Genomic DNA, 23,268 nt, shown 5'->3' with positions numbered 1-23,268 from the left:
CGTCCTCGGAGCGCCCCGCCTCCGCCGCCTCGGCGTCTTCGGCCCGGTCGCCGCGGGCCGCCGCCCCGGGCCGCGAGGCCGAGGCCCCCACCCCCTCCGCCGTGGACCGGGCCCCCCGGGGGCGTGCTGCTACGGCGTCCTCGGAGCGCCCCGCCCCGTGGTGGACGCCCGTCGCCGCGTGGCTGCAGGCCGTCGTCGCGGGGCCCGCCCCCGCCTACGCCGGCGGGCCCGCCGCGCACCTCGTGATGCGGAGCCGGACCGGTGGCGCGCCCCCGCGCGGCCGGGCGGCCCGGGGCGGGGCCGCCCCCGCCGCCCCCCGCGCGCCGCGCGGGCCCCGGCGGCTGTACGAGCAGGCGCGCCGGGCCTGGGACCGGCCCCTCACCGCGTACTACCTGATCCTCGGCAGCAGCCTGCTGATCACCGTGCTCGGCCTCGTGATGGTCTACTCCGCGTCGATGATCCAGGCGCTCCAGTACTCCCTCTCCGCCTCGTACTTCTTCCGCAAGCAGCTCCTCGCCGCCGTCATCGGCGCCGCCCTCCTCTTCGCCGCGTCCCGGATGCCCGTGCGGCTGCACCGCGCGCTGTCCTACCCGCTGCTGCTCGCCGCCGTGTTCCTGATGGTGCTCGTCCAGATCCCCGGCGTCGGGCACTCGGTGAACGGCAACCAGAACTGGATCTCCCTCGGCGGCCCCTTCCAGCTCCAGCCCAGCGAGTTCGGCAAGCTGGCGCTGATCCTGTGGGGCGCGGACCTGCTCGCGCGCAAACAGGACAAGCGGCTGCTGACCCAGTGGAAGCACCTGCTCGTGCCACTGGTCCCGGTCGCCTTCCTGCTCCTCGGCCTGATCATGCTCGGCGGCGACATGGGCACCGCCATCATCCTCGCCGCGATCCTGTTCGGCCTGCTGTGGCTGGCCGGCGCCCCCACCCGCCTCTTCGCCGGAGTGCTCGGCTTCGCCCTCGTCGTCGGGCTGCTGCTGATCAGGACCAGCGCCAACCGCATGTCCCGGCTGGAGTGCATCGGCGCCACCGACCTCGGGCCCAAAGGCGAGTGCTGGCAGGCCGTGCACGGCATCTATGCTCTTGCCTCCGGCGGATGGTTCGGTTCCGGCCTCGGTGCGAGTGTGGAAAAATGGGGACAACTGCCCGAACCGCACACCGACTTCATCTTCGCCGTCGCCGGGGAGGAACTGGGCCTCGCGGGGACGCTGTCGGTGCTCGCGTTGTTCGCGGCTCTAGGCTATGCGGGTATCCGCGTCGCCGGACGCACGGAGGACCCCTTCGTGAGGTATGCGGCCGGAGGTGTGACCACCTGGATCACGGCCCAGGCCGTGGTCAACATCGGTGCGGTGCTCGGTCTGCTGCCGATCGCCGGAGTCCCGCTTCCGCTGTTCTCCTACGGGGGGTCGGCCCTGCTGCCGACGATGTTCGCCGTCGGGCTGCTGATCGCCTTCGCGCGAGCGGAGCCCGCCGCGAAAGCGGCCCTGGCCACGCGGAGGCCCGGGGTGAGATGGAAGTCGATGAGACGGCGCGTCACGAAGCGTCCGTCCGGAGAGCGGTGAATTTCGGTGCATGTCGTACTCGCCGGTGGGGGGACCGCCGGCCACATCGAGCCCGCGCTCGCCCTCGCGGACGCCCTGCGCAGGCAGGACCCGACCACGGGCATCACGGCGCTCGGCACGGAGCGCGGTCTGGAGACCCGGCTCGTGCCCGAGCGGGGCTACGAGTTGGCGCTCATTCCCGCCGTGCCGCTGCCGCGCAAACCCACCCCGGAGCTGATCACCGTCCCCGGGCGGCTGCGCGGCACCATCAAGGCCGCCGAGCAGGTCCTGGAGCGCACCAAGGCGGACTGCGTGGTCGGCTTCGGCGGCTACGTCGCCCTGCCCGGCTACCTCGCGGCCAAGCGCCTCGGCGTCCCGATCGTCGTGCACGAGGCCAACGCCCGCCCGGGCCTGGCCAACAAGATCGGTTCGCGGTACGCGGCCTCCGTCGCCGTCGCCACTCCGGACAGCAAGCTGCGCGGCGCCCGCTACATCGGCATCCCGCTGCGCCACTCCATCGCGACCCTGGACCGCGCCCGGGTCCGGCCCGAGGCGCGCGCCGCCTTCGGCCTCGACCCCAACCTGCCGACCCTGCTGGTCTCCGGCGGCTCCCAGGGCGCGCGCCGGCTCAACGAGGTGGTCCAGCAGATCGCCCCGGTCCTCCAGCGCTCCGGCATCCAGATCCTGCACGCGGTCGGCCCCAAGAACGAACTGCCGCGCGTGGACAACATGCCCGGGATGCCGCCCTATGTCCCGGTACCGTACGTGGACCGGATGGATCTCGCGTACGCCGCGGCCGACATGATGCTCTGCCGCGCGGGCGCCATGACCGTCGCCGAGCTGTCCGCCGTCGGGCTGCCCGCCGCCTACGTCCCGCTGCCCATCGGCAACGGCGAACAGCGGCTCAACGCCCAGCCGGTGGTCAAGGCGGGCGGCGGCCTGCTGGTGGACGACGCCGAGCTGACCCCCGAGTGGGTCCAGGGCAACGTCCTTCCCGTGCTCGCCGATCCGCACCGGCTGTACGAGATGTCCCGCGCGGCCGCCGAGTTCGGCCGCCGGGACGCCGACGACCTCCTCGTCGGCATGGTGTACGAGGCGATCGCTGCACGCCGCCAGGCGTGAGAAGGCAGGGAGCGTGGCCGGACCGACCACCGCCGAGCGCGGTGCACGACCGCCCCGGGGCGAATCCGGATCCGACGGGTCCGACGGCTCCGGGGGGCCGGTCGGCCCGCCCCGCCCGGGCGGCGGCGACCGCCGGCGGCTGGTCCGCCGGGTGCTCGCCGCCGCCGTCGCCACCGCCCTCCTCGCGGCCGGCGGCACCTGGGTCCTCTACGGCTCCGACTGGCTGCGCACCGAGGACGTCCGCGTCTCGGGGACCGGCGTCCTCGCCCCGGGCGCGGTGGAGCGCGCGGCCCGCGTCCCCCTCGGCGCACCCCTGGCCTCCGTCGACACGGACGCCGTCGCCGCGCGCCTGCGCACGGCCCTGCCGCGTATCCGCTCCGTCGAGGTCGACCGCTCCTGGCCGCACCGGATCGACCTGAGAGTCACCGAGCGTACCCCCGTCCTGCTGCTGAAGAAGGGGCCCCGGTTCGGCGAAGTCGACGCGGACGGCGTGCAGTTCGCCACCGTCGACCGCGCACCCCGGGGCGTCCCGCTGCTGGAACTGGACGCCACCGCCTCGCCGAGCCGGGGGCGCTTCGGGGCCGACCGGCTGCTCACGGAGGCCGTCACCGTCCGCGGCGACCTGCCCGAGGCGGCCCTGAAGGCACTGACCGTCCTCCAAGTCCGTTCTTACGACGATATTTCCCTGAGGCTCAGCGGCGATCGCACGGTCCTGTGGGGGAGTTCCGAGGACGGCGCGGCGAAGGCTCGCACACTCACGGCCCTTCTGAAAGCCTCCCCGAAGGCCCGCCACTTCGACGTGAGCGCCCCCACCGCCCCTGCCACGACAGGCGGTTGACGCACATCTGCGCAGGCCAGCACCCTGGTTGGGTGTTGCGCGGCGTGATCACATAGGGTGAAAAGAAAAACGGGAGGTTCGGCGTGTTCGTTGTACGGGCGCCGCTTGTCGACTTAGTGTCCTGTTCGGAAGAGTCCAGGGAACAGGCACACTGATAACCCTAAACTTCACCGTTAGGGTTCGAGTCGGCAGCCGGGCTTGTCGGGCCGTCCGTCCCCATTCGACATCAGTTCGTCGCACCGCGGCCCCGCGAGGCGGCGACACGTAACTCGAGGCGAGAGGCCTTCGACGTGGCAGCACCGCAGAACTACCTCGCAGTCATCAAGGTCATCGGTGTCGGCGGCGGTGGTGTCAATGCCATCAACCGAATGATCGAGGTCGGTCTCAAGGGCGTCGAGTTCATCGCGATCAACACCGACGCGCAAGCGCTGTTGATGAGCGACGCCGACGTCAAGCTCGACGTCGGCCGCGAACTCACCCGGGGCCTCGGCGCCGGAGCCAACCCGGCAGTCGGTCGCAAGGCGGCAGAGGACCACCGCGAGGAGATCGAGGAGGTCCTCAAGGGGGCCGACATGGTCTTCGTCACCGCCGGCGAGGGCGGCGGCACCGGCACCGGCGGCGCGCCCGTCGTGGCCAACATCGCCCGCTCGCTCGGCGCGCTGACCATCGGCGTCGTGACGCGCCCCTTCACCTTCGAGGGCCGCCGGCGCGCGAACCAGGCGGAGGACGGCATCGCCGAGCTCCGCGAAGAGGTCGACACCCTCATCGTGATCCCCAACGACCGCCTGCTGTCCATCTCGGACCGCCAGGTGAGCGTTCTCGACGCCTTCAAGTCGGCGGACCAGGTCCTCCTCTCCGGCGTCCAGGGCATCACCGACCTCATCACCACCCCCGGTCTCATCAACCTCGACTTCGCGGACGTCAAGTCCGTGATGTCCGAGGCCGGATCGGCCCTCATGGGCATCGGCTCCGCCCGCGGCGACGACCGCGCGGTGGCCGCGGCGGAGATGGCCATCTCCTCCCCGCTGCTGGAGGCGTCCATCGACGGCGCCCGCGGTGTGCTCCTCTCCATCTCCGGCGGCAGCGACCTCGGTCTCTTCGAGATCAACGAGGCCGCCCAGCTGGTGAGCGAGGCCGCCCACCCCGAGGCCAACATCATCTTCGGCGCGGTCATCGACGACGCCCTCGGGGACGAGGTCCGGGTCACCGTCATCGCCGCCGGCTTCGACGGCGGACAGCCGCCGACCCGCCGGGAGAACGTCATCGGCTCGGCCTCGGCCAAGCGCGAGGAGGCCCCGGCCCCGCAGCGCACCGAGCCGTCCCGTCCGTCGAGCGGTCTCGGCACGGTCCCGGTCCGCGAGGAGTCCCCGGCGGCCCCGGCCGAGCCGGCGCCCGTCGCCGACATCACGCCCCCGGCCTCCTCCCCGCAGGTCCCCTCGGCGCGTCCGTACGACACCCAGGCCGAAGAGCTGGACGTCCCGGACTTCCTGAAGTGACCGTGCAGCACGACGCCATACGCGAGAGCGGCGCCCACTTCGCCTTCACCGACCGGTGGGGCGGGGTGAGCGCCGCTCCGTACGAGGAGCTCAACCTCGGCGGCGCGGTCGGCGACGACCCCGCCGCCGTCCTCGCGAACCGCGCGGCCGCGGCGAAGGCGCTGGACCTCGACCCCGGCCGGGTCGTCTGGATGAACCAGGTGCACGGCCGGGACGTGGCCGTGGTCGACGGCCCCTGGGGCACCGCCCCCGTCCCCTCGGTGGACGGGGTGGTGACCGCCCGGCGCGGACTCCCGCTCGCGGTGCTCACCGCGGACTGCGTCCCCGTCCTGCTCGCCGACCCGGTGGCCGGTGTCACCGGCGCGGCCCACGCGGGGCGGCCCGGCGCGGTCGCCGGAGTGGTCCCCGCGACGGTCGCCGAAATGCAACGGCTCGGAGCCGAACCGGAACGCATCATCGCCCGTACCGGACCGTCCGTTTGCGGTCGCTGCTACGAAGTTCCCGAGCAGATGCGCTCGGAAGTCGCCGAAGCGGAACCCGCGGCCTGGTCCGAGACGAGCTGGGGCACCCCGGCCGTCGACGTCGCCGCCGTGGTGCACGCGCAACTGGCGGCGCTCGGTGTCCGGGACGTCGCCGGCACGGGGATCTGCACCTTCGAGTCCCGTGACCACTTCTCCTACCGCCGTGACCGGACCACCGGCCGGCTCGCCGGATACGTCTGGCTGGAGGGACCGCCGAGCGACAGCAGGGAAGCGTCATGACCGACCGCAGCGCCGAACTCGCCGCCAACCTGGCCCGGGTGGAGGAGCGGATCGCGGCCGCCTGCGCCGCCGCCGGCCGCCCGCGCGAGGACGTGACCCTGATCGTGGTCACCAAGACCTATCCGGCCTCCGACGTCCGCATCCTGCACGGGCTGGGCGTCCGGCACATGGCGGAGAACCGGGACCAGGACGCGGCGCCCAAGGCGGCCGCCTGCGCGGATCTGGACATCACATGGCATTTCGTCGGCCAGCTCCAGACCAACAAAGTCCGTTCTGTTGCGAGTTATGCCGATGTCGTGCAGTCCGTCGACCGGCTCCGGCTGGTCTCGGCCCTCTCGAAGACGGCGGTCCGGGCCGGGCGTGAGATCGACTGCCTGGTGCAGGTCGCGCTGGACGCGGAGTCCGGGCGGCAGGGGGAGCGCGGCGGCGTCGCGCCGGACGGCGTCGAGGAGTTGGCCGACGCCGTGGCCGGCTCACCGGGACTGCGGCTCGGCGGCCTGATGACCGTCGCGCCGCTCGCCGGACCGTACGCGGGACGGCAACAGGCGGCGTTCGAGCGGCTGATGGAATTCTCATCCGGCCTGCGCGCGGCCCATCCGGCTGCGAACATGGTGTCAGCAGGGATGAGTGCGGATCTCGAGCAGGCCGTGGCGGCCGGAGCGACACATGTGCGCGTCGGTACCGCGGTACTCGGAGACCGCCCGAGGCTCCGGTAACGTCGCGAAGCAAGTCGGACCACAGTAGAAAATATGGTCATTCCCGCTCAGGAGCGGGCAGGCCACGTGGATACGGGCACTTGGTGACGAATGCCGATCCACCACAGAGCGGAGGACTCAGAGAATGGCCGGCGCTATGCGCAAGATGGCGGTCTACCTCGGCCTCGTGGAGGACGATGGGTACGACGGCCGGGGCTTCGACCCCGATGACGACTTCGAGCCCGAGCCCGAGCCGGAGCGGGACCACCGCCGGCACGCGGCCCCGCACCAGGCCGAGCGGGAGGAGCCGGTCCGGGCGGTCGCCCCGCCTCCGCAGCGCGAGCCGGTCGCCCTGCCCGTCGAGAGCCCCCGTCCGGCACGCATCGCCCCCGTGGCATCCATCACACCTGAACGCCCCAGCCTGGAGAAGAACGCACCGGTGATCATGCCCAAGGTCGTGTCCGAGCGGGAGCCCTACCGCATCACCACACTGCACCCGCGGACCTACAACGAGGCCCGTACCATCGGGGAACACTTCCGTGAGGGCACTCCGGTGATCATGAACCTCACGGAGATGGACGACACCGACGCGAAGCGACTTGTCGACTTTGCCGCGGGACTCGTCTTCGGCCTGCATGGCAGCATTGAACGAGTGACGCAGAAGGTGTTCCTGTTGTCGCCTGCTAACGTCGATGTCACGGCTGAGGACAAGGCCCGCATCGCAGAGGGCGGATTCTTCAACCAGAGCTGAGGAAAGACACCGGGAACGACCCGGCCGCGTGCGGCCGGCAACGAGTAGACCAGGGGAGAGGGAAGCGCGGGATGGGCGTCGCACTGCAGGTGATCTACATCGCGCTGATGTGCTTCCTGGTCGTGCTGATCTTCCGGCTGGTCATGGACTACGTCTTCCAGTTCGCACGTTCATGGCAACCCGGCAAGGCGATGGTGGTCGTTCTGGAGGCCACCTACACTGTCACCGATCCACCGCTCAAGCTTCTGCGGCGGTTCATCCCGCCGTTGCGTCTCGGGGGCGTGGCACTCGACCTGTCCTTCTTCGTTCTGATGATCATCGTCTACATCCTGATCTCCGTCGTCCGCGGCGTGGGGAGCTCGATGTGAGCGATACGGTCCTGCCGACTGCCGACGACTACGTAGAGGTGAAGAAGAGATGCCGCTGACCCCCGAGGACGTGCGGAACAAGCAGTTCACGACCGTCCGCCTCCGAGAAGGCTATGACGAGGACGAGGTCGATGCCTTCCTCGACGAGGTCGAAGCCGAACTGACCCGCCTGCTCCGCGAGAACGAGGACCTGCGCGCCAAGCTGGCCGCGGCGACCCGTGCGGCCGCGCAGAACCAGCAACAGCAGGGCATGCGCAAACCGCCGGAGCCCCAGGACGGCCGCGGCGGTCCCGGTGCTCCCGTCCCCGCCGCCATATCGGGTCCGCCGGTCCAGCAGCAGCCCCCGCAGATGGGTCCCCCCCAGCTGCCCGGTGGTGCTCCGCAGCTTCCGGCCGGTCCGAGCCACGGCGGTCCGCAGGGTCCCGGCGGCCCGATGGGCCCCGGCCCGATGCAGGGCGGTCCCATGGGCGGCCCGATGGGCGGTCCCATGGGCGGTCACGGCGGCCCGCAGGGTCCCGGCCCGATGGGCCAGGGTCCCGGTGGCGACAGCGCCGCGCGTGTCCTCTCGCTGGCCCAGCAGACCGCCGACCAGGCGATCGCTGAGGCCCGCTCCGAGGCCAACAAGATCGTCGGCGAGGCCCGTTCGCGCGCCGAGGGCCTGGAGCGGGACGCCCGTGCCAAGGCCGACGCCCTGGAGCGGGACGCGCAGGAGAAGCACCGCGTCGCGATGGGCTCCCTGGAGTCCGCCCGCGCCACGCTGGAGCGCAAGGTCGAGGACCTTCGGGGCTTCGAGCGCGAGTACCGCACGCGCCTGAAGTCGTACCTGGAGTCCCAGCTCCGTCAGCTGGAGACCCAGTCCGACGACTCCCTCGCCCCGCCGCGCACCCCGGCCGCCGCGTCGCTGCCGCCGTCCCCGGCGCCCTCGATGGCTCCGGCCGGCGCGAGCGCGCCGTCCTACGGCGGCCAGTCGATGGGCGGCCACGGCGGCCCCTCGCCGGCCGCCCCGTCCTACGGCGGTCAGCAGCAGATGTCCCCGGCGATGACCCAGCCGATGGCACCGGTCCGGCCGCAGGCGCCGCAGCCGATGCAGCAGGCGCCCTCGCCGATGCGCGGCTTCCTGATCGACGAGGACGACAACTGACGGGCATGCGCGCGCAGCGCGCGTAGCCGTCGGCAGACAGCGGGACCGGGCCCGGGGTGCACCAGCACTCCGGGCCCGGTCCTTTGCCGTGCCCGCGGCGGCCGCGGGCAGTGCCGGTGCGCCGGCGGCATCCCGGGCCGCCTCGTGTCCAGCCCCGGCCGTGGCCGGTCCCGTGCCCGCCGCCGGAGACCGCTGGCCGCCGCGCTGCTCGGCGCCCTCGCCCCCGCGGTCACGACCGCCGTCCCCGAGTGCGCCGCCGTGACCGGTCTCTCACCGGACTGGCAGGGCCGTGTGCGGTTCGCCACGGGCGGCGGGGTGGTCGGCACCGCCGACGACCGGACCGGCACCGTCCGCACCCTCGCCCTGCCCGCCGGGGAACGCGTCGCCAACAGCGTCTCCACCGCCCCCGAGGGCACCGCCGTCACCACCACCCACGCGACCCATCTGCTCACCGCCGCCGCCGACGGCACCCCGGAGACCGTCTGGCGCCGCGCCTACCGTCTGCCCGGGCGGCGCCTACCTCCCAGGGCACGGTGACGGGGGTGCTCCGCATCACCGTCGGCTGAGCCCGCACGCTCCGGAAACGGACCGCGCCCGGCCCCGGGCTCCCCTCGCGGGGCCGGGACCGGGCACGGCCGGGTGGTGCGGGGCGGGTGCTACGCCTTGCGCAGCCGGAAGGTCAGGGACAGGCCCTCGTCCGTGAACGGCTCCCCGTACGAGGCGTCCGCCTCCGCCGCGTCGCCCGTCGCGAAGTCCGTCGCCAGGACCTCGTCCGCGATCAGCTCCGCGTGCTCGGAGAGCGCCGAGGCGACCTCCGCGTCCGCCGAGGACCAGCGCAGGGCGATCCGGTCCGCGACGTCCAGGCCGCTGTTCTTGCGGGCCTCCTGGATCAGCCGGATCGCATCCCGGGCCAGGCCCGCACGCCGCAGCTCCGGCGTGATCTCCAGGTCCAGGGCGACCGTGGCGCCCGCGTCGGAGGCCACCGACCAGCCCTCGCGCGGGGTCTCGGTGACGATGACCTCCTCCGGGGAGAGGGTGATCGTCTCGCCGCCCACCGCCAAGGTCGCCTCGCCGGAGCGCAGGGCCAGCGAGAGGGCCGCCGCGTCCGCCGCCGCGACCGCCTTGGCCACGTCCTGGACGCCCTTCCCGAACCGCTTCCCCAGCGCCCGGAAGTTCGCCTTCGCCGTGGTGTCGACGAGGGAGCCGCCGACCTCGGAGAGGGCCGCCAGCGAGGAGACGTTCAGCTCCTCGGTGATCTGCGCCCGCAGCTCCGGCGACAGCTCGCCGAAGCCGGTCGCGCCGACCAGGGCCCGGGACAGCGGCTGACGGGTCTTGACGCCCGACTCCGCGCGGGTGGCCCGGCCCAGCTCCACCAGCCGCCGCACCAGCACCATCTGCCGCGACAGCACCGGGTCGACCGCCGTCAGGTCCGCCTCCGGCCAGCTCGCCAGGTGCACCGACTCCGGCGCGTCCGGGGTCACCGGCACCACCAGGTCCTGCCAGACCCGCTCGGTGATGAACGGGGTCAGCGGGGCCATCAGCCGGGTCACGGTCTCCACGACGTCGTGCAGGGTGCGCAGTGCCGCCTTGTCGCCCTGCCAGAAGCGGCGGCGGGAGCGGCGCACGTACCAGTTCGACAGGTCGTCCACGAAGGCCGAGAGCAGCTTGCCGGCGCGCTGGGTGTCGTACGCCTCCAGGGCCTGGGTGACCTGGTCCACCAGCGCGTGCAGCTCGCTCAGCAGCCAGCGGTCCAGCACCGTCCGCTCCGCCGGCGCCGGGTCGGCCGCCGAGGGGGCCCAGCCCGAGGTGCGGGCGTACAGGGCCTGGAAGGCGACCGTGTTCCAGTACGTCAGCAGGGTCTTGCGGACGACCTCCTGGATGGTGCCGTGGCCCACCCGGCGAGCCGCCCAGGGGGAGCCGCCGGCCGCCATGAACCAGCGCACCGCGTCGGCGCCGTGCTGGTCCATCAGCGGGATCGGCTGGAGGATGTTGCCCAGGTGCTTGGACATCTTGCGGCCGTCCTCGGCGAGGATGTGGCCGAGGCAGACCACGTTCTCGTAGGACGACTTGTCGAAGACCAGGGTGCCGACCGCCATCAGCGTGTAGAACCAGCCGCGGGTCTGGTCGATGGCCTCCGAGATGAACTGCGCCGGGTAGCGCTTCTCGAAGATCTCCTTGTTCTTGTACGGGTAGCCCCACTGCGCGAACGGCATCGAACCCGAGTCGTACCAGGCGTCGATGACCTCCGGGACGCGGGTCGCGGTCAGCCCGCAGCCCTCGTGCGGGCAGGCGAAGGCCACCGCGTCGATGTACGGGCGGTGCGGGTCCAGACCGGACTGGTCGGTGCCGGTCAGCTCGGACAGTTCGGCCAGCGAGCCGACGCAGGTGAGGTGGTCCTCCTCGCAGCGCCAGATGGGCAGCGGGGTGCCCCAGTAGCGGTTGCGGGAGAGCGCCCAGTCGATGTTGTTGTTCAGCCAGTCGCCGAAGCGGCCCTGCTTCACCGAGTCGGGGAACCAGTTGGTCGCCTCGTTCTCGGCGAGCAGCCGGTCCTTGATCGCGGTGGTGCGGATGTACCAGGACGGCTGCGCGTAGTAGAGCAGCGCGGTGTGGCAGCGCCAGCAGTGCGGATAGCTGTGCTCGTACGGGACGTGGCGGAACAGCAGGCCGCGCGCGTCCAGGTCGGCGGTGAGCGCCTCGTCGGCCTTCTTGAAGAAGACGCCGCCGACCAGCGGGACGTCCTCCTCGAAGGTGCCGTCGGCGCGCACCGGGTTCACCACGGGCAGGCCGTAGGCGCGGCAGACCTTGAGGTCGTCCTCACCGAAGGCGGGGGACTGGTGGACCAGACCGGTGCCGTCCTCGGTGGTGACGTACTCGGCGTTCACCACGTAGTGCGCCGGCTCCGGGAACTCGACGAGCTCGAAGGGCCGCTGGTAGGTCCAGCGCTCCATCTCGGCGCCGGTGAAGGTCTGACCCGTCGCCTCCCAGCCCTCGCCGAGCGCCTTCTCCAGCAGCGGTTCGGCGACGACCAGCTTCTCGTCCCCGTTCGTCGCCACGACGTAGGTGACACCGGGATGCGCGGCCACGGCCGTGTTGGAGACCAGGGTCCACGGGGTGGTCGTCCACACCAGCAGCGCCGCCTCGCCCGCCAGCGGGCCGGAGGTCAGCGGGAAGCGCACGAAGACGGAGGGGTCGACGACCGTCTCGTAGCCCTGGGCCAGCTCGTGGTCGGAGAGGCCGGTGCCGCAGCGCGGGCACCAGGGGGCGACCCGGTGGTCCTGCACCAGCAGGCCCTTGCCGAAGATCTCCTTCAGCGACCACCACACGGACTGGACGTAGTCCGGGTCCATGGTGCGGTAGGCGTCGTCCAGGTCGACCCAGTAGCCCATGCGGGTCGTCAGCTCGGCGAAGGCGTCGGTGTGCCGGGTCACCGACTCCCGGCACTTCGCGTTGAACTCGGCGATGCCGTACGCCTCGATGTCCTTCTTGCCGGAGAAGCCCAGCTCCTTCTCCACGGCCAGCTCCACGGGCAGACCGTGGCAGTCCCAGCCGGCCTTGCGGGCGACGTGGTAGCCGCGCATGGTCCGGAAGCGGGGGAAGACGTCCTTGAAGACGCGGGCCTCGATGTGGTGCGCGCCGGGCATGCCGTTCGCCGTGGGCGGGCCCTCGTAGAAGACCCACTCGGGGCGGCCCTCGGACTGCTCCAGGCTCCTGGCGAAGATCTTGCTCTCGCGCCAGAAGTCGAGCACGGCGTGCTCCAGGGCGGGCAGGTCTACCTGTGCGGGTACCTGGCGGTACTGCGGCGGCGTCATCGGTCTCCTCCGGCGGACTGTGCGTCGTTCCGTCCGGAGGGACGAGAGCCGAACGCTGCGCTCCCGCGGTACCACCCTCCTTGGCCCGGGCACATGGGCCCGGACCCCCTCATTGGGGTCGCGATGCCGGTTCTACTCGCCCGCTCACCGTGTGTGCTGGGCTTTCTTCCGGCGGCTCCGGGGTGATCCTTCACCTCGCGCTGGCCCCCGGGCTCGCACCGTCCCCGGGTCGCTCATGGCCGCGGACGACGCTACTCGTCCCCATCCACGCCTTTCGCTGGGCCCAGTGTACGGGGCCCGGGGCGCCGGGCGGACCGGATTTCCGCCGGGCCGGGGGCGCCTGCCGGCCCGTGCCGGGCCCGGCGGGCGGGGTGGCGGCGGGGGCGGCCCGGCGTTGGCCCGAATGCCGCACCGGGGCCGCCCGCGGGTGCCCGGGACGGGCCCGGGCGGATTACCCGGCGGGGAGCTGGGCACAACGGATGCAGACCCGGCGCCTCGCGGCCCGGGCCCGGTGCTCTCGGCGGCGTGCCCCGTTGCCGCCGGGCTGGTGTCGATTTATCGTCCCAGCACGATTCGCGAGCAAGATCACAATGTGTGAAGGGGCCGCGGCCATGGTGGCGAAGAAGACCGCGAAGCGGGCGTCCGCGCGGGGCGCGGACGGTGCCGCGCCGGCGGAGTCGGAGGCGCCGCCCGCGAAGAAGGCCACCGCGAAGAAGACGGCGGCGAAGAAGGCAGTGAAGAAGACCGCGAAGCGGGCGGCGTCCGCGGCGGGCCCGGGTGCGCAGGCGGCGGCGAAGAAGGCGCCCGCGAAGAAGGCCACGGCCAAGAAGACCACGGCCCGGAAGGCCGCCGCGAAGAAGACCACCGCCGGTGGACCGGCCGCCGCCCGGAAGACGGCGGCCGACGGAACGCAGGCCGCGCCCGCGGCCGAGGGGGCGGCGCAGGCCGCGGAGCAGACAGGAGCCAGCACGGTGGGAACGAAGAAGACCGCGGTGAAAGCGCCCACGGCCGCCGCCACACCGCCCGACGAGCTGGCGGTGCGGCCCGGGGAGGACCCCTGGACCGCGACCGAGGTCGCCGGGGCCCGCGCGGACCTGGAGAGCGAGGCCACCCGCCTCACCGCCGAGATCACCGCCGCCGAGAGCGCGCTCGTCGGCATGATGCGCGACTCCAACGACGGCGCCGGCGACGACGAGGCCGACACCGGCACCAAGAACATCACCCGCGAGCACGAGATGGCCCTCGCCGCCAACGCCCGCGAGATGCTGGAGCAGACCGAACGCGCCCTGGAGCGGCTGGACGCCGGGACCTACGGGCTCTGCGAGAGCTGCGGCAAGGCCATCGGCAAGGCCCGGATGCAGGCGTTCCCCCGGGCCACGCTCTGCGTGGAGTGCAAGCAGAAGCAGGAACGCCGGGGCTGACGCCTGCGGACGTGTCCCCGAGGGCGTGTCGTACCCTCAACCTAGTCGGCACCTAGGTTGAGGGACACACGTGGCAGAGGCGGAGCGCACCATCGGTACGCCGGACGTTGACGACGAGGCGGGCACGCCCGCCGAGCAGCCCAGGGGCCCGCGCAGGATCCTCGCGCTGTTCGTGGTGGCCGCCGTGGCCTATCTGCTCGATCTGATCAGCAAGATCATCGTGGTGGAGAAGCTGGAGCACCACCCGCCGATCGAGATCATCGGGGACCTGCTCAAGTTCGAGGCGGTGCGCAATCCCGGCGCCGCCTTCGGCATGGGCGAGGCGTTCACCGTCATCTTCACCTGCATCGCCGCCGTGGTGATCGTGGTGATCATCCGGCTGGCGCGCAAGCTCTACAGCCTGCCCTGGGCGATCGCCCTCGGTCTGCTGCTGGGCGGCGCCCTGGGGAACCTCACCGACCGGATCTTCCGCTCGCCGGGCGTCTTCGAGGGCGCGGTCGTCGACTTCATCGCCCCCGCGCACTTCGCGGTCTTCAACCTGGCCGACTCCGCGATCGTCTGCGGCGGCATCCTGATCGTGCTGCTCTCCTTCCGGGGCCTGGACCCCGACGGGACCGTCCACAAGGACTGACGGCGCGACCGGCCGCCGGCGAGGACCGGCCCCACCGGCCGCCGGCCCGGGGCGGGGGTCCCGGGCGGGGGTCCCGGACCGGGAGCCGGGGCACCCGGGCGGCAAGGCATACTCGACGGGTGAGCACCCTTCCCGAGATCCGCACCCTGCCCGTACCCGACGGTCTGGAGGGCGAGCGCGTCGACGCCGCCATCTCCCGCATGTTCGGCTTCTCCCGCACCAAGGCCGCCGAGCTGGCCGCCGCGGGGAAGGTGCAGGTGGACGGGTCGGTCGTCGGGAAGTCCGAGCGGGTCAGCGGCGGCGCCTGGCTGGAGGTCGAGATGCCGCAGGCGCCCGCGCCCGTGCAGATCGTCGCCGAGCCCGTCGAGGGCATGGAGATCATCCACGACGACGAGGACATCGTGGTGATCGTCAAGCCGGTCGGCGTCGCGGCCCACCCCAGCCCCGGCTGGACGGGCACCACCGTCATCGGCGGGCTGGCCGCCGCCGGCTACCGGATCTCCACCTCCGGCGCCGCCGAGCGCCAGGGCATCGTGCACCGGCTCGACGTCGGCACCTCCGGGCTGATGGTGGTCGCCAAGTCGGAGCGGGCGTACACCCTGCTGAAGCAGCAGTTCCGGGACCGTACGGTCGACAAGCGCTACCACGCCCTCGTCCAGGGCCACCCGGACCCGCTGAGCGGCACCATCGACGCCCCCATCGGACGCCACCCCAGCCTCGACTACAAGTGGGCCGTCACCGCCGAGGGCAAGCCCTCGGTGACCCACTACGACCTGATCGAGGCGTTCCGGGCGGCCTCCCTGCTCGACATCAAGCTGGAGACCGGCCGCACCCACCAGATCCGGGTGCACATGGCCGCCCACCGCCACCCCTGCGTCGGCGACCTGACCTACGGCGCGGACCCGACGCTCGCCAAGCGGCTGCGGCTCACCCGCCAGTGGCTGCACGCGGTGCGCCTCGGCTTCGAGCACCCCTCCGACGGCCGCTGGGTCGAGTTCGAGAGCGGCTACCCGGACGACCTGCGCCTCGCCCTGGACACCATCGCGGCGGAGAGCGCGTGAGCGCCGCGGGCTGGAGCGTCCGGGTCGCCGCCGGGCCCGCCGACCGGGAGGCGTGCTTCGCGGTCCGCAAGGCCGTCTTCGTCGCCGAGCAGCGGGTGCCCGAGGAGATCGAGTACGACGCGCACGACGCGGAGGACGCCGCGACCGTGCACGTCCTGGCGGTGCGCGAGGACGGCACCCCGCTCGGCACCGTCCGGCTGCTGCACGGCCCGGCCGCCGCGGACCGCACCGGCGGGGACCTCTCCGTGGGCTCCCTGGGCCGCCTCGCGGTGACCGCCGACGCCCGGGGGCTGGGCGTGGGCGTCGCCCTGGTCCGCGCGGTCGAGGAGGCGGCGCGCGGGCTGGGCCTCGCCGCGGTCGACCTGCACGCGCAGACGCACGCGCTCGGGTTCTACGAGCGGCTCGGGTACACGGCGTACGGCGAGGAGTTCCCGGACGCGGGGATTCCGCACCGCTCGATGCGGCGGCCGCTCCACGTCTGACGTCCCCGCCGAAGCAGCCGGTGCGCTCGGCGCGCCAGTGGCGTGCGTGCGGTGCGGGACCGGTGGCGTCGGGGGCCGTCCGGGCGGGGCCCGTGGCAGGGTTGAGACCTTGATCCACCAGGTTTCGACACGGCCGGAGGGCGTGCTGTGGACCAACTGGCGCTGGTGTTCACGCTGTTGTTCGGGTCGGTGGTGACCGTCCCGCTGGGACGCAGACTCGGGCTGCCCGCGCCGGTGCTGATGACCCTCGTCGGGATCGCGCTGGCCTTCGTGCCGTTCGTCCCCAACATCGACGTACCGCCCGACCTGATCCTGCCGCTGCTGCTCCCGCCGCTCCTCTACGCGGCCGTGCAGCGCACCTCCTGGCGGCAGTTCGCGGCCAACGCGCGGCCGATCCTGCTGCTCGCCGTCGCCCTGGTGTTCGTCACCACGGCGGCCGTCGCGGCCGTGGCGCACTCCGTCGTCCCCGGGCTGCCGATCGCCGCCGCCGTCGCCCTCGGCGCGCTCATCGCCCCGCCCGACCCGGTGGCGGCCACGGCTGTCGCGGGGTCTCTCGGGCTGCCCCGCCGGCTGGTGTCGATCATGGAGGGGGAGGGCCTGTTCAACGACGTCACCGCGATCGTGCTGTACCACGTGGCCGTCGCCGCGGCCGTCAGCGGGGAGTTCTCCTGGGGCGAGGCGGCCGGGGAGCTGGTGCTCTCCGCGGTGGTCGCCGTCGCCGTGGGGCTGGCGCTCGGCTGGGTGACCAACAAGCTGATGGGGATGCTGGGCGACCCGACCCTCCAGACCGGGCTGACCCTGATGGTGCCGTTCGCCTCCTACGTCCTCGCCGAGGAACTGCTGGGCTCCGGTGTCCTCGCCGTCCTCACCACCGCCCTCTACCTGGCGGAGCACGCCGCCGACGCGGACGACGTGATGGGCCGGCTCGCCTCCAACACCTTCTGGGAGATCGTGGACACCCTGGTCACGGGGGTCGCCTTCGGGCTCATCGGGCTGGAGCTGCACAACGTCTTCGGCACGGCGGACGGCCACGCGGGCGAACTGCTGCTGTGGAGCGCGGTGGTGATCGCGGTCGTCGTCGGCGTCCGCCTGCTGTGGCTGCTGCCCGCCGCCTGGCTCGCCAAGCGGCTGCACAAGCGGCGGGACTACGACGAGGAGGTGCCCACCGGCTGGCGGGAGACGGTCGTCATCTGGTGGTCCGGGATGCGGGGCGTGGCCTCCGTCGCGCTGGCCCTGGCGATCCCGCTGGAGACGGACGACGGCGGGGCGTTCCCGATGCGGGAGACCATCATCTTCATCGCCTTCGCCGTGATCCTGACCACCCTGGTGTGCCAGGGGCTGACCCTGCCCTGGCTGGTGCGCCGGCTCGGGGTGCGGGCCGACACCGACGCGGAACGGGAGCTGGAACGCGAACTCGCCGTCCGGGCGGCGAAGGCGGCCAAGCGGCGGCTGCGGGAGATCGAGGCGACGGAGGACCTGCCGGAGGAGGTCAGCGAGCGGCTGCTGCGCGGCGCCTTCGACATCGGCACCCGGATCAGCCCGGACATCGTGGACGAGGAGCGGCGGGACGCCTTCGCCAAGCGGGCGGAACGGTTCGCCGCGGTGCACCGCATCCAGCGGGAGATGCTGTCGGCGGCCCGGCACGAGGTCCTCTCGGCGCGCAGCGAACCGGGCGCGGACCCGGAGGTCGTCGACCGGGTGCTGCACCACCTGGACATCCGCAGCCTGCGCTGAGCGCACGACCGGGGCGGGGCGTGTGGTGCCTTGGCGGGCCCCGGCCCCGGCCGGCGGGGCGTGGGGCCCCTGGCAGGCGCTCTCGCCCGCCCGCGGGGCAGGCCCTCGGGCCGTCCGCCGGGTCCGGCCCCGGACCGGTATGGGCCGGCCCCCGGCCCGGCGCGTCAGCCGCGGCCCGTGCGCGGGGTGGCGGCCGTGCCGTCGCCGTTCTGCGCGGCGGTGGTGTGCGCCTCCTCGGCGCGCGGACGCGGCGCCTCGGGCGCGGAACGCGGGGCCGGCGGCCGGGCCGCCGCCTCCCCCGTGGCCACCTTCGGCAGCGCGTACGGGTGCTTCTCGCAGAGCCAGGCGAGCAACTGCTCGCGGACCGTGCAGCGGGCGGTCCAGATGTCGTCCGCGTCCTTCGCGGTGACCACGGCCCGCACCTGGATCGTCGTCGGTGTGGTGTCGGTGACCGCGAGGCTCCAGTCCCGGCGGTCCCACGCCTCGCAGCCGTCCAGGATCTCCCGCAGCTTCTCCCGCATCAGCGGGACCGGCGCCGAGTGGTCCAGGTGGAAGAAGACCGTGCCCGTCATCTGCGCGCCGCCCCGGGACCAGTTCTCGAAGGGCTTGCCCGTGAAGTACGACACCGGCATGGTGATCCGCCGCTCGTCCCAGGTCCGCACCGCGAGGAAGGTGAGGGTGACCTCCTCCACCGTGCCCCACTCGCCGTCCACCACGACCGTGTCCCCGATGCGGACCATGTCGCCGAACGCGATCTGGAAGCCGGCGAAGAGGTTCCCCAGGGTGGACTGGGCCGCGACACCGGCCACGATGCCGATGATGCCCGCGGAGGCCAGCATCGACGTGCCGAGCTTCTCCATCCCGGGGAAGGTCAGCAGCATCGCCGCCGCGGCCACCACCGCGACCACGGCCGTCACGATCCGCATGATCAGCGTCACCTGGGTGCGCACCCGGCGGACCCGCGCGGCGTCCCGGGTCGCCGAGGCGTAGCGCGCGTACGTCGACTCCACCGCCGCCGAGGCCATGTGCACCACCAGCCAGGCGCTCGCCGCGATCAGCACCAGCCACAGGACATGGCCGATGCCGGCCCGGTGGTCCGCCACCAGCGGGTGGCGGATCTCACCGTAGGAGGCGCGCAGCGTCGCCGTGAGGATCACCACCTGCAACGGGGGCCGGCAGCGGCGCAGCAGACCCCACAGGGGCGTCTCCGGGTGGCGGGTGTCCGCGCGGCGCAGCAGCCGGTCGACGGCGAGTCCGACGAGCAGCGTCAGCAGCACCGAGCCGCCGATGACGATCAACGGGCGCAGTAGGTTCTCCATGTCTCCCTGTATCCCTGTCTCGGACGTCGCGGTATCCCCGTCTCGGACGTCGCGCTCGGGGCGGGTGGCAGGATGGCGGGATGAACGTCATCCTCTTCCACTCCACCTACGGGCTGCGGCCCGCGGTGCACGCCGCCGCCGACCGGCTGCGGGCCGCCGGGCACGAGGTGCGCGTGCCCGACCTGTTCGAGGGGCAAACCGCCGAGTCGGTGGAAGAGGGCCGGGAGCTGCGGGAGGCGATCGGCCGGGACGAGCTGCTGCGCAGGGCGGTCGCGGCCGCCGCGCCCCACTCCGACCAGGGCCTGGTGTACGCGGGGTTCTCGCTCGGCGGCGCCGTCGCCCAGCAGCTCGCCCTCGCCGACGAGAAGGCCCGCGGGCTGCTGCTCCTGCACGGCACCTCCGACGTCCCCGACGACGCCTCCGCCGACGACCTGCCCGTGCAGCTCCATGTCGCCGACCCCGACCCCTTCGAGCCGGACGACTGGCTGAACGCCTGGTACCTGCGGATGGGCCGGGCCGGTGCGGACGTGGAGGTCCACCGGTACGCGGGCGCGGGCCACCTCTACACCGACCCGGACCTGGACGACTACGACGCGGAGGCCGCGGAGGCGACCTGGCGCGTGGCGCTCGGCTTCCTCGACTCGCTCTGAGCGCACCGAGGGCGCCGGTTTCGGGAAGCCCGCCCGATGAGCCGCCCGGGGGCGCTCAGTCCCGGCGGGTGCAGTAGCCGCTCGGGTCGCTCGCCGGAGGCCGGCACTGGAGGGCGTAGTCGTCCTGGCTCTCGCTCAGATAGCGGCCCATGCAGGTGTTGGGGGTGGTCCGGCCGCGGTCCGCGCAGAAGCGGAGGGCCGCCCGGCCGTCCTCGAAGGGGCCGGGCGCGTAGATGACCCAGAAGCCCGGCCGCAGCGAGGCGTAGTCGTCGCTGCGCACGACCTCCGCCTCGGGCACGCTCTCCCGCACGCGGGCCAGCCGCATGTCCCGGGCCGCCGTGCCCGAGGCGACCGGCTCCGAGAACAGCTGGGCGATCCACCGGCCGCCGGGCGGCTCGGACGGCGGCGGGGGAACGGCGCTCGCCGTGGGCGAGGGGAAGGCCGGCCCGGACGGCGTGACGGACGGGGACGGCGACGGCGACGGTGAGGCGGACGGGCTCGGGGTCCCGGAGGCCGGTCCGGACGACGAGGACGTCACGGACGCGGACGTGGACGGCGGGGCCAGGGCCTTGGCGTCCGACGGGGTGTCCCGCTCCCGGAGCGCGAACACCAGCCCGGCGACCGCCGTGACGGCCACCGCCACCGCCACGGCCGCGACCACCAGCGGGGTCCGGCCGCCCCGCCGCTCCGGCGGGGCGGCGGGCGGGTGCGGCGGCTGCCGCGGAATCGTGGGGCGGGGGCTGTCCACGGCGGTCGGGGCACGCGGCGGGACGGGGACCCCGGTCGTCGGCTGCGCCCACACCGGCGCCCGGTCGTCCTCCTCGACCCGGGCGAGCAGGGCGTCCAGCGCGGCGGCGTCCGGCCGGGCGGCCGGGTCCCGGACCAGCAGGGCCTGGAGCACGGGGGTGAGCGGCCCGGACCGCACCGGCGGCGGGACCGGTTCGTCCAGGACGGCGGCGAGGGTGGCCAGGGTGGTGGCGCGCCGCATCGGGCTGACGCCCTCCACGCACACGTACAGCACCAGCCCCAGGGACCACAGGTCGGCAGCCGGATCGTCGCCGGTGCCGCGGACGCGCTCCGGGGCCATGTACTCGGGGGAGCCGACGAGTTCGCCGGTCGCCGTCAGGGCGGTCGAGTCGTGCAGGGCGGCGATGCCGAAGTCCGTGAGGACCGCGGTGCCGTCCTGGCGCAGCAGCACGTTCGCCGGCTTCACGTCCCGGTGCTGGATGCCCGCCGCGTGCGCGGCGCGCAGCGCGGAGAGGATCTGGCGGCCGGTGCGGGCCGCCTCCGCGGGGGACAACGGCCCCTGCTCCAGGCGCTCCTGGAGGCTGACGCCCTCCACGAGTTCCATCACGATCCACGGGTGGGGCCCGGAGTCCACGATGTGATGGACCGTCACCACATGGGGATGGCTGAGCCGGGCGAGGGCCCGCGCCTCGCGCAGGACGCGTTCGCGCACCGCGCCGGAGGTGCTCGCGTCCGACCGGACGGCCTTCAGGGCCACGTCCCGGTGGAGGACGGTGTCGCGGGCGCGCCACACCGTGCCCATCCCCCCGCTGCCCAGCTTCCCCGTCAGTTCGAAACGCTCGTCGATCAGGTCCCCCGGCGTGTTCATGGCGCCAGATTATCGGCCGGGGCAGCGCGCCGGGGGTGCACGTACGGGTGCGGGGGCGCGTGCGGCCGCGGGCACGGGGCGCACGGCTCTCCGCACGCCCCCGGGGCCCCACGCGCCCCCCTCGCACTCCGGCGCGCGGCTCAGCGCACGGGCCGGTCCGCCCGTTCGACCCGCTGGGTCCCGCTGCGTGTGCGGTACGACCGGGCCCAGGTGCTGGTCGCGTCCCGGCGGGTACGGTCGGAGACGGTGTAGTAGTCCATCTGCGTCCGCTCGGCCGTGACGTCCAGGACGCCGTAGCCGTGGGAGTCCATGTCCACCCACTTCACATGGCGGTTGGCGGCCCGGACGGCGGTCTCGGCGACCAGGGAGACGGTGTCGGGAGCCACCCCGAGGAGGTCGTCCAGATTGTCCGAGGTCACCGAGGTCACCACGAACTCGGTCGCGGCCGACCGGGACAGCGGGTAGGTCGCCGCCCTCACCGGTACGTCGTTGGCCCACGCCATGTGGATGTCGCCGGTGAGGAAGACCGTGTCGGCGATGCCCCGCTCGGTGAGGTGCGCGAGGAGTTCCCGGCGGTCGTCCGTGTAGCCGTCCCACTGGTCGACGTTGATCGCCAGGCCCTCCTTCGGCAGCCCCAGCAACTCGGCGAGCGGGCCCAGGAGATGGGCCGGCAGCGAGCCGAACGCCACCGGGGAGACCATCACCGAGGTGCCCACCAGCTTCCACGCCGCGTCCGAGGAGGCCAGGCCGGCCTTCAGCCAGTCCAGCTGGGCGCGGCCGGTGATCGTGCGCTCCGGGTCGTCCACGTCACCGCTGCCGATGCCGGTCTGCTGGGAGCGGAACGAGCGCAGGTCCAGCAGGTGCAGATCGGCGAGGCGGCCGAAGCGCAGCCGCCGGTAGACGGTGCCCTCGGTGGAGGCGCGCACCGGCATCCACTCGAAGTACGCCTGCTTGGCCGCCGCGGCCCGGTCCGCCCAGTCGCCCTCCGCGCCCGGGGTGTGGTTCTCCGCGCCGCCCGACCAGGCGTCGTTGGCGATCTCGTGGTCGTCCCAGATCGCGATGACGGGGTGCGCGGCGTGCAGGGCCTGGAGGTCGGGGTCGGTCTTGTAGGTGGCGTGGCGCAGCCGGTAGTCGGCGAGGGTGACGATCTCGTGGCGCGGCTCGTGCCGGCGCACGCCCTTGCCCTCGGCCGGGTACTGGCCCGTTCCGTACTCGTAGACGTAGTCGCCGAGGTGCAGCACCGCGTCCAGGTCGGGCCGCCCGGCGAGGTGGCGGTAGGCGGAGAACCAGCCCGCCTCCCAGTTGGAGCAGGACACCACCCCGAAACGGACCCCGGGCACGGACACGCCGTCGGCGGGGGCGGTGCGGGTGCGCCCGGCGGGGGAGTGCGTGCCGCCGGCGGTGAAGCGGTAGTGGTAGGCGGTCGCGGGGCGCAGACCGCGGACGTCCACCTTGACGATGTGGTCGGAGGCGGCCCGCGCGGTCACCGTCCCGTCGGCGACGACCCGGCTGAACGCCCGGTCCTCGGCCACCTCCCAGACGACGGGCGTGTCCGCGCCCAGACCGGAACCGGGCACGGCCTCCGGCCCGGGGGTGACCCGGGTCCAGAGCAGCACGCCGTCGGGCAGCGGATCACCGGAGGCGACACCGTGCGCGAAGGCGGGGGCGGCCTGCTGCGCGGCCGCGGCGGAGGGGGCATGGGCCGCCGCGACGGGCAGCACGGCGGCGGTGGCGGCCGCCTTGACGACCGTACGGCGGCGGGGAGTTGATACGAATCGACTGGTCACGGCCGATCAGACTACTGACCGGTAGCCCGAAGGGGCGGACGAACACCGA

At 73.4% G+C, this 23,268-nt stretch carries 19 protein-coding genes and 1 pseudogene; 16 read left to right on the top strand and 4 right to left on the bottom strand.

Annotation, left to right across the window (positions count from 1 at the left end; all coding sequences use genetic code 11):
* Window positions 1-245 precede the first annotated feature (245 nt).
* The 10 genes and pseudogenes from ftsW to ABZ457_RS11775 form a co-directional block, all read left to right on the top strand.
* The gene (gene ftsW / locus ABZ457_RS11820) at window positions 246-1,559 is read left to right on the top strand and encodes a putative lipid II flippase FtsW (RefSeq protein WP_359156737.1); all 1,314 of its coding nucleotides are present in this window, start codon (window positions 246-248) and stop codon (window positions 1,557-1,559) included.
* Window positions 1,560-1,565: 6 nt separating this feature from the next.
* Window positions 1,566-2,660, top strand: coding sequence for an undecaprenyldiphospho-muramoylpentapeptide beta-N-acetylglucosaminyltransferase (gene murG, locus ABZ457_RS11815; RefSeq protein ID WP_359156607.1), 1,095 nt, complete (start codon window positions 1,566-1,568; stop codon window positions 2,658-2,660).
* Between the two features lie 13 nt (window positions 2,661-2,673).
* A complete protein-coding gene (locus tag ABZ457_RS11810; RefSeq protein ID WP_359156605.1) occupies window positions 2,674-3,498 on the top strand; it encodes an FtsQ-type POTRA domain-containing protein in 825 nt (274 codons plus the stop codon).
* A gap of 290 nt (window positions 3,499-3,788) precedes the next feature.
* Window positions 3,789-4,994, top strand: coding sequence for a cell division protein FtsZ (ftsZ, locus tag ABZ457_RS11805; protein ID WP_359156603.1), 1,206 nt, complete (start codon window positions 3,789-3,791; stop codon window positions 4,992-4,994).
* Window positions 4,991-5,755: a peptidoglycan editing factor PgeF gene (gene pgeF / locus ABZ457_RS11800; protein WP_359156600.1), complete on the top strand. Its 765-nt coding sequence runs from the start codon at window positions 4,991-4,993 to the stop codon at window positions 5,753-5,755. The genes ftsZ and pgeF overlap by 4 nt, the downstream gene beginning before the upstream one ends.
* A complete protein-coding gene (locus ABZ457_RS11795; RefSeq protein ID WP_359156598.1) occupies window positions 5,752-6,471 on the top strand; it encodes a YggS family pyridoxal phosphate-dependent enzyme in 720 nt (239 codons plus the stop codon). Before pgeF ends, ABZ457_RS11795 begins: the two co-directional genes overlap by 4 nt.
* A 124-nt stretch (window positions 6,472-6,595) precedes the next feature.
* Window positions 6,596-7,201, top strand: coding sequence for a cell division protein SepF (sepF, locus tag ABZ457_RS11790; RefSeq protein ID WP_359156597.1), 606 nt, complete (start codon window positions 6,596-6,598; stop codon window positions 7,199-7,201).
* Window positions 7,202-7,272: 71 nt separating this feature from the next.
* Entirely contained in the window at window positions 7,273-7,569 is a 297-nt protein-coding gene (locus ABZ457_RS11785) for a YggT family protein (protein ID WP_018848748.1), read from the top strand.
* A 49-nt stretch (window positions 7,570-7,618) separates the two neighbouring features.
* Complete coding sequence (locus ABZ457_RS11780) at window positions 7,619-8,710, top strand: DivIVA domain-containing protein (protein WP_359156595.1); 1,092 nt, start codon at window positions 7,619-7,621, stop codon at window positions 8,708-8,710.
* 213 nt (window positions 8,711-8,923) lie between these two features.
* Window positions 8,924-9,226: pseudogene (locus ABZ457_RS11775) on the top strand (hypothetical protein); the annotation flags it as partial.
* Between the two features lie 140 nt (window positions 9,227-9,366).
* On the opposite strand, the gene ileS reads toward ABZ457_RS11775, so the two are convergent.
* Window positions 9,367-12,519: an isoleucine--tRNA ligase gene (gene ileS, locus ABZ457_RS11770; protein WP_359156593.1), complete on the bottom strand. Its 3,153-nt coding sequence runs from the start codon at window positions 12,517-12,519 to the stop codon at window positions 9,367-9,369.
* Window positions 12,520-13,130: 611 nt separating this feature from the next.
* Here ileS and ABZ457_RS11765 point away from each other — a divergent pair.
* The 5 genes from ABZ457_RS11765 to ABZ457_RS11745 all read left to right on the top strand — a co-directional run bounded on the left by ABZ457_RS11765 (window position 13,131) and on the right by ABZ457_RS11745 (window position 17,848).
* Entirely contained in the window at window positions 13,131-13,940 is an 810-nt protein-coding gene (locus tag ABZ457_RS11765) for a TraR/DksA C4-type zinc finger protein (protein ID WP_359156591.1), read from the top strand.
* Window positions 13,941-14,010: 70 nt separating this feature from the next.
* Window positions 14,011-14,571 carry a signal peptidase II gene (lspA, locus tag ABZ457_RS11760; protein ID WP_359156589.1) on the top strand — a complete coding sequence of 187 codons (561 nt, stop codon included), beginning with the start codon at window positions 14,011-14,013 and terminating at the stop codon, window positions 14,569-14,571.
* 119 nt (window positions 14,572-14,690) lie between these two features.
* Window positions 14,691-15,632, top strand: coding sequence for an RluA family pseudouridine synthase (locus ABZ457_RS11755; protein WP_359156587.1), 942 nt, complete (start codon window positions 14,691-14,693; stop codon window positions 15,630-15,632).
* On the top strand, window positions 15,629-16,114 hold the full coding sequence (locus tag ABZ457_RS11750; RefSeq protein ID WP_359156585.1) for a GNAT family N-acetyltransferase: 486 nt from the start codon (window positions 15,629-15,631) through the stop codon (window positions 16,112-16,114). Before ABZ457_RS11755 ends, ABZ457_RS11750 begins: the two co-directional genes overlap by 4 nt.
* A 147-nt stretch (window positions 16,115-16,261) precedes the next feature.
* Window positions 16,262-17,848, top strand: a complete 1,587-nt coding sequence (locus ABZ457_RS11745) for a Na+/H+ antiporter (RefSeq protein ID WP_359156583.1) — start codon at window positions 16,262-16,264, stop codon at window positions 17,846-17,848.
* A 164-nt stretch (window positions 17,849-18,012) separates the two neighbouring features.
* On the opposite strand, the gene ABZ457_RS11740 is transcribed toward ABZ457_RS11745, so the two are convergent.
* Window positions 18,013-19,167: a mechanosensitive ion channel domain-containing protein gene (locus ABZ457_RS11740; RefSeq protein WP_359156580.1), complete on the bottom strand. Its 1,155-nt coding sequence runs from the start codon at window positions 19,165-19,167 to the stop codon at window positions 18,013-18,015.
* Between the two features lie 80 nt (window positions 19,168-19,247).
* On the opposite strand from ABZ457_RS11740, the gene ABZ457_RS11735 reads away from it, so the two are divergent.
* Window positions 19,248-19,817: a dienelactone hydrolase family protein gene (locus ABZ457_RS11735; protein ID WP_359156577.1), complete on the top strand. Its 570-nt coding sequence runs from the start codon at window positions 19,248-19,250 to the stop codon at window positions 19,815-19,817.
* A 55-nt stretch (window positions 19,818-19,872) separates the two neighbouring features.
* Here the strand turns inward: ABZ457_RS11735 and ABZ457_RS11730 are convergent, their stop codons facing one another.
* On the bottom strand, window positions 19,873-21,432 hold the full coding sequence (locus ABZ457_RS11730) for a serine/threonine-protein kinase (RefSeq protein WP_359156575.1): 1,560 nt from the start codon (window positions 21,430-21,432) through the stop codon (window positions 19,873-19,875).
* Between the two features lie 140 nt (window positions 21,433-21,572).
* Window positions 21,573-23,219, bottom strand: coding sequence for an alkaline phosphatase D family protein (locus tag ABZ457_RS11725; protein WP_359156573.1), 1,647 nt, complete (start codon window positions 23,217-23,219; stop codon window positions 21,573-21,575).
* Window positions 23,220-23,268: the final 49 nt, after the last annotated feature.

It is taken from the genome of Streptomyces sp. NPDC005805, assembly GCF_040630445.1.
GTDB lineage: Bacteria > Actinomycetota > Actinomycetes > Streptomycetales > Streptomycetaceae > Streptomyces.
The sequence above is the reverse complement of the archived record's forward strand: the minus strand, read 5'-3'. Positions and strand labels throughout refer to the sequence as shown.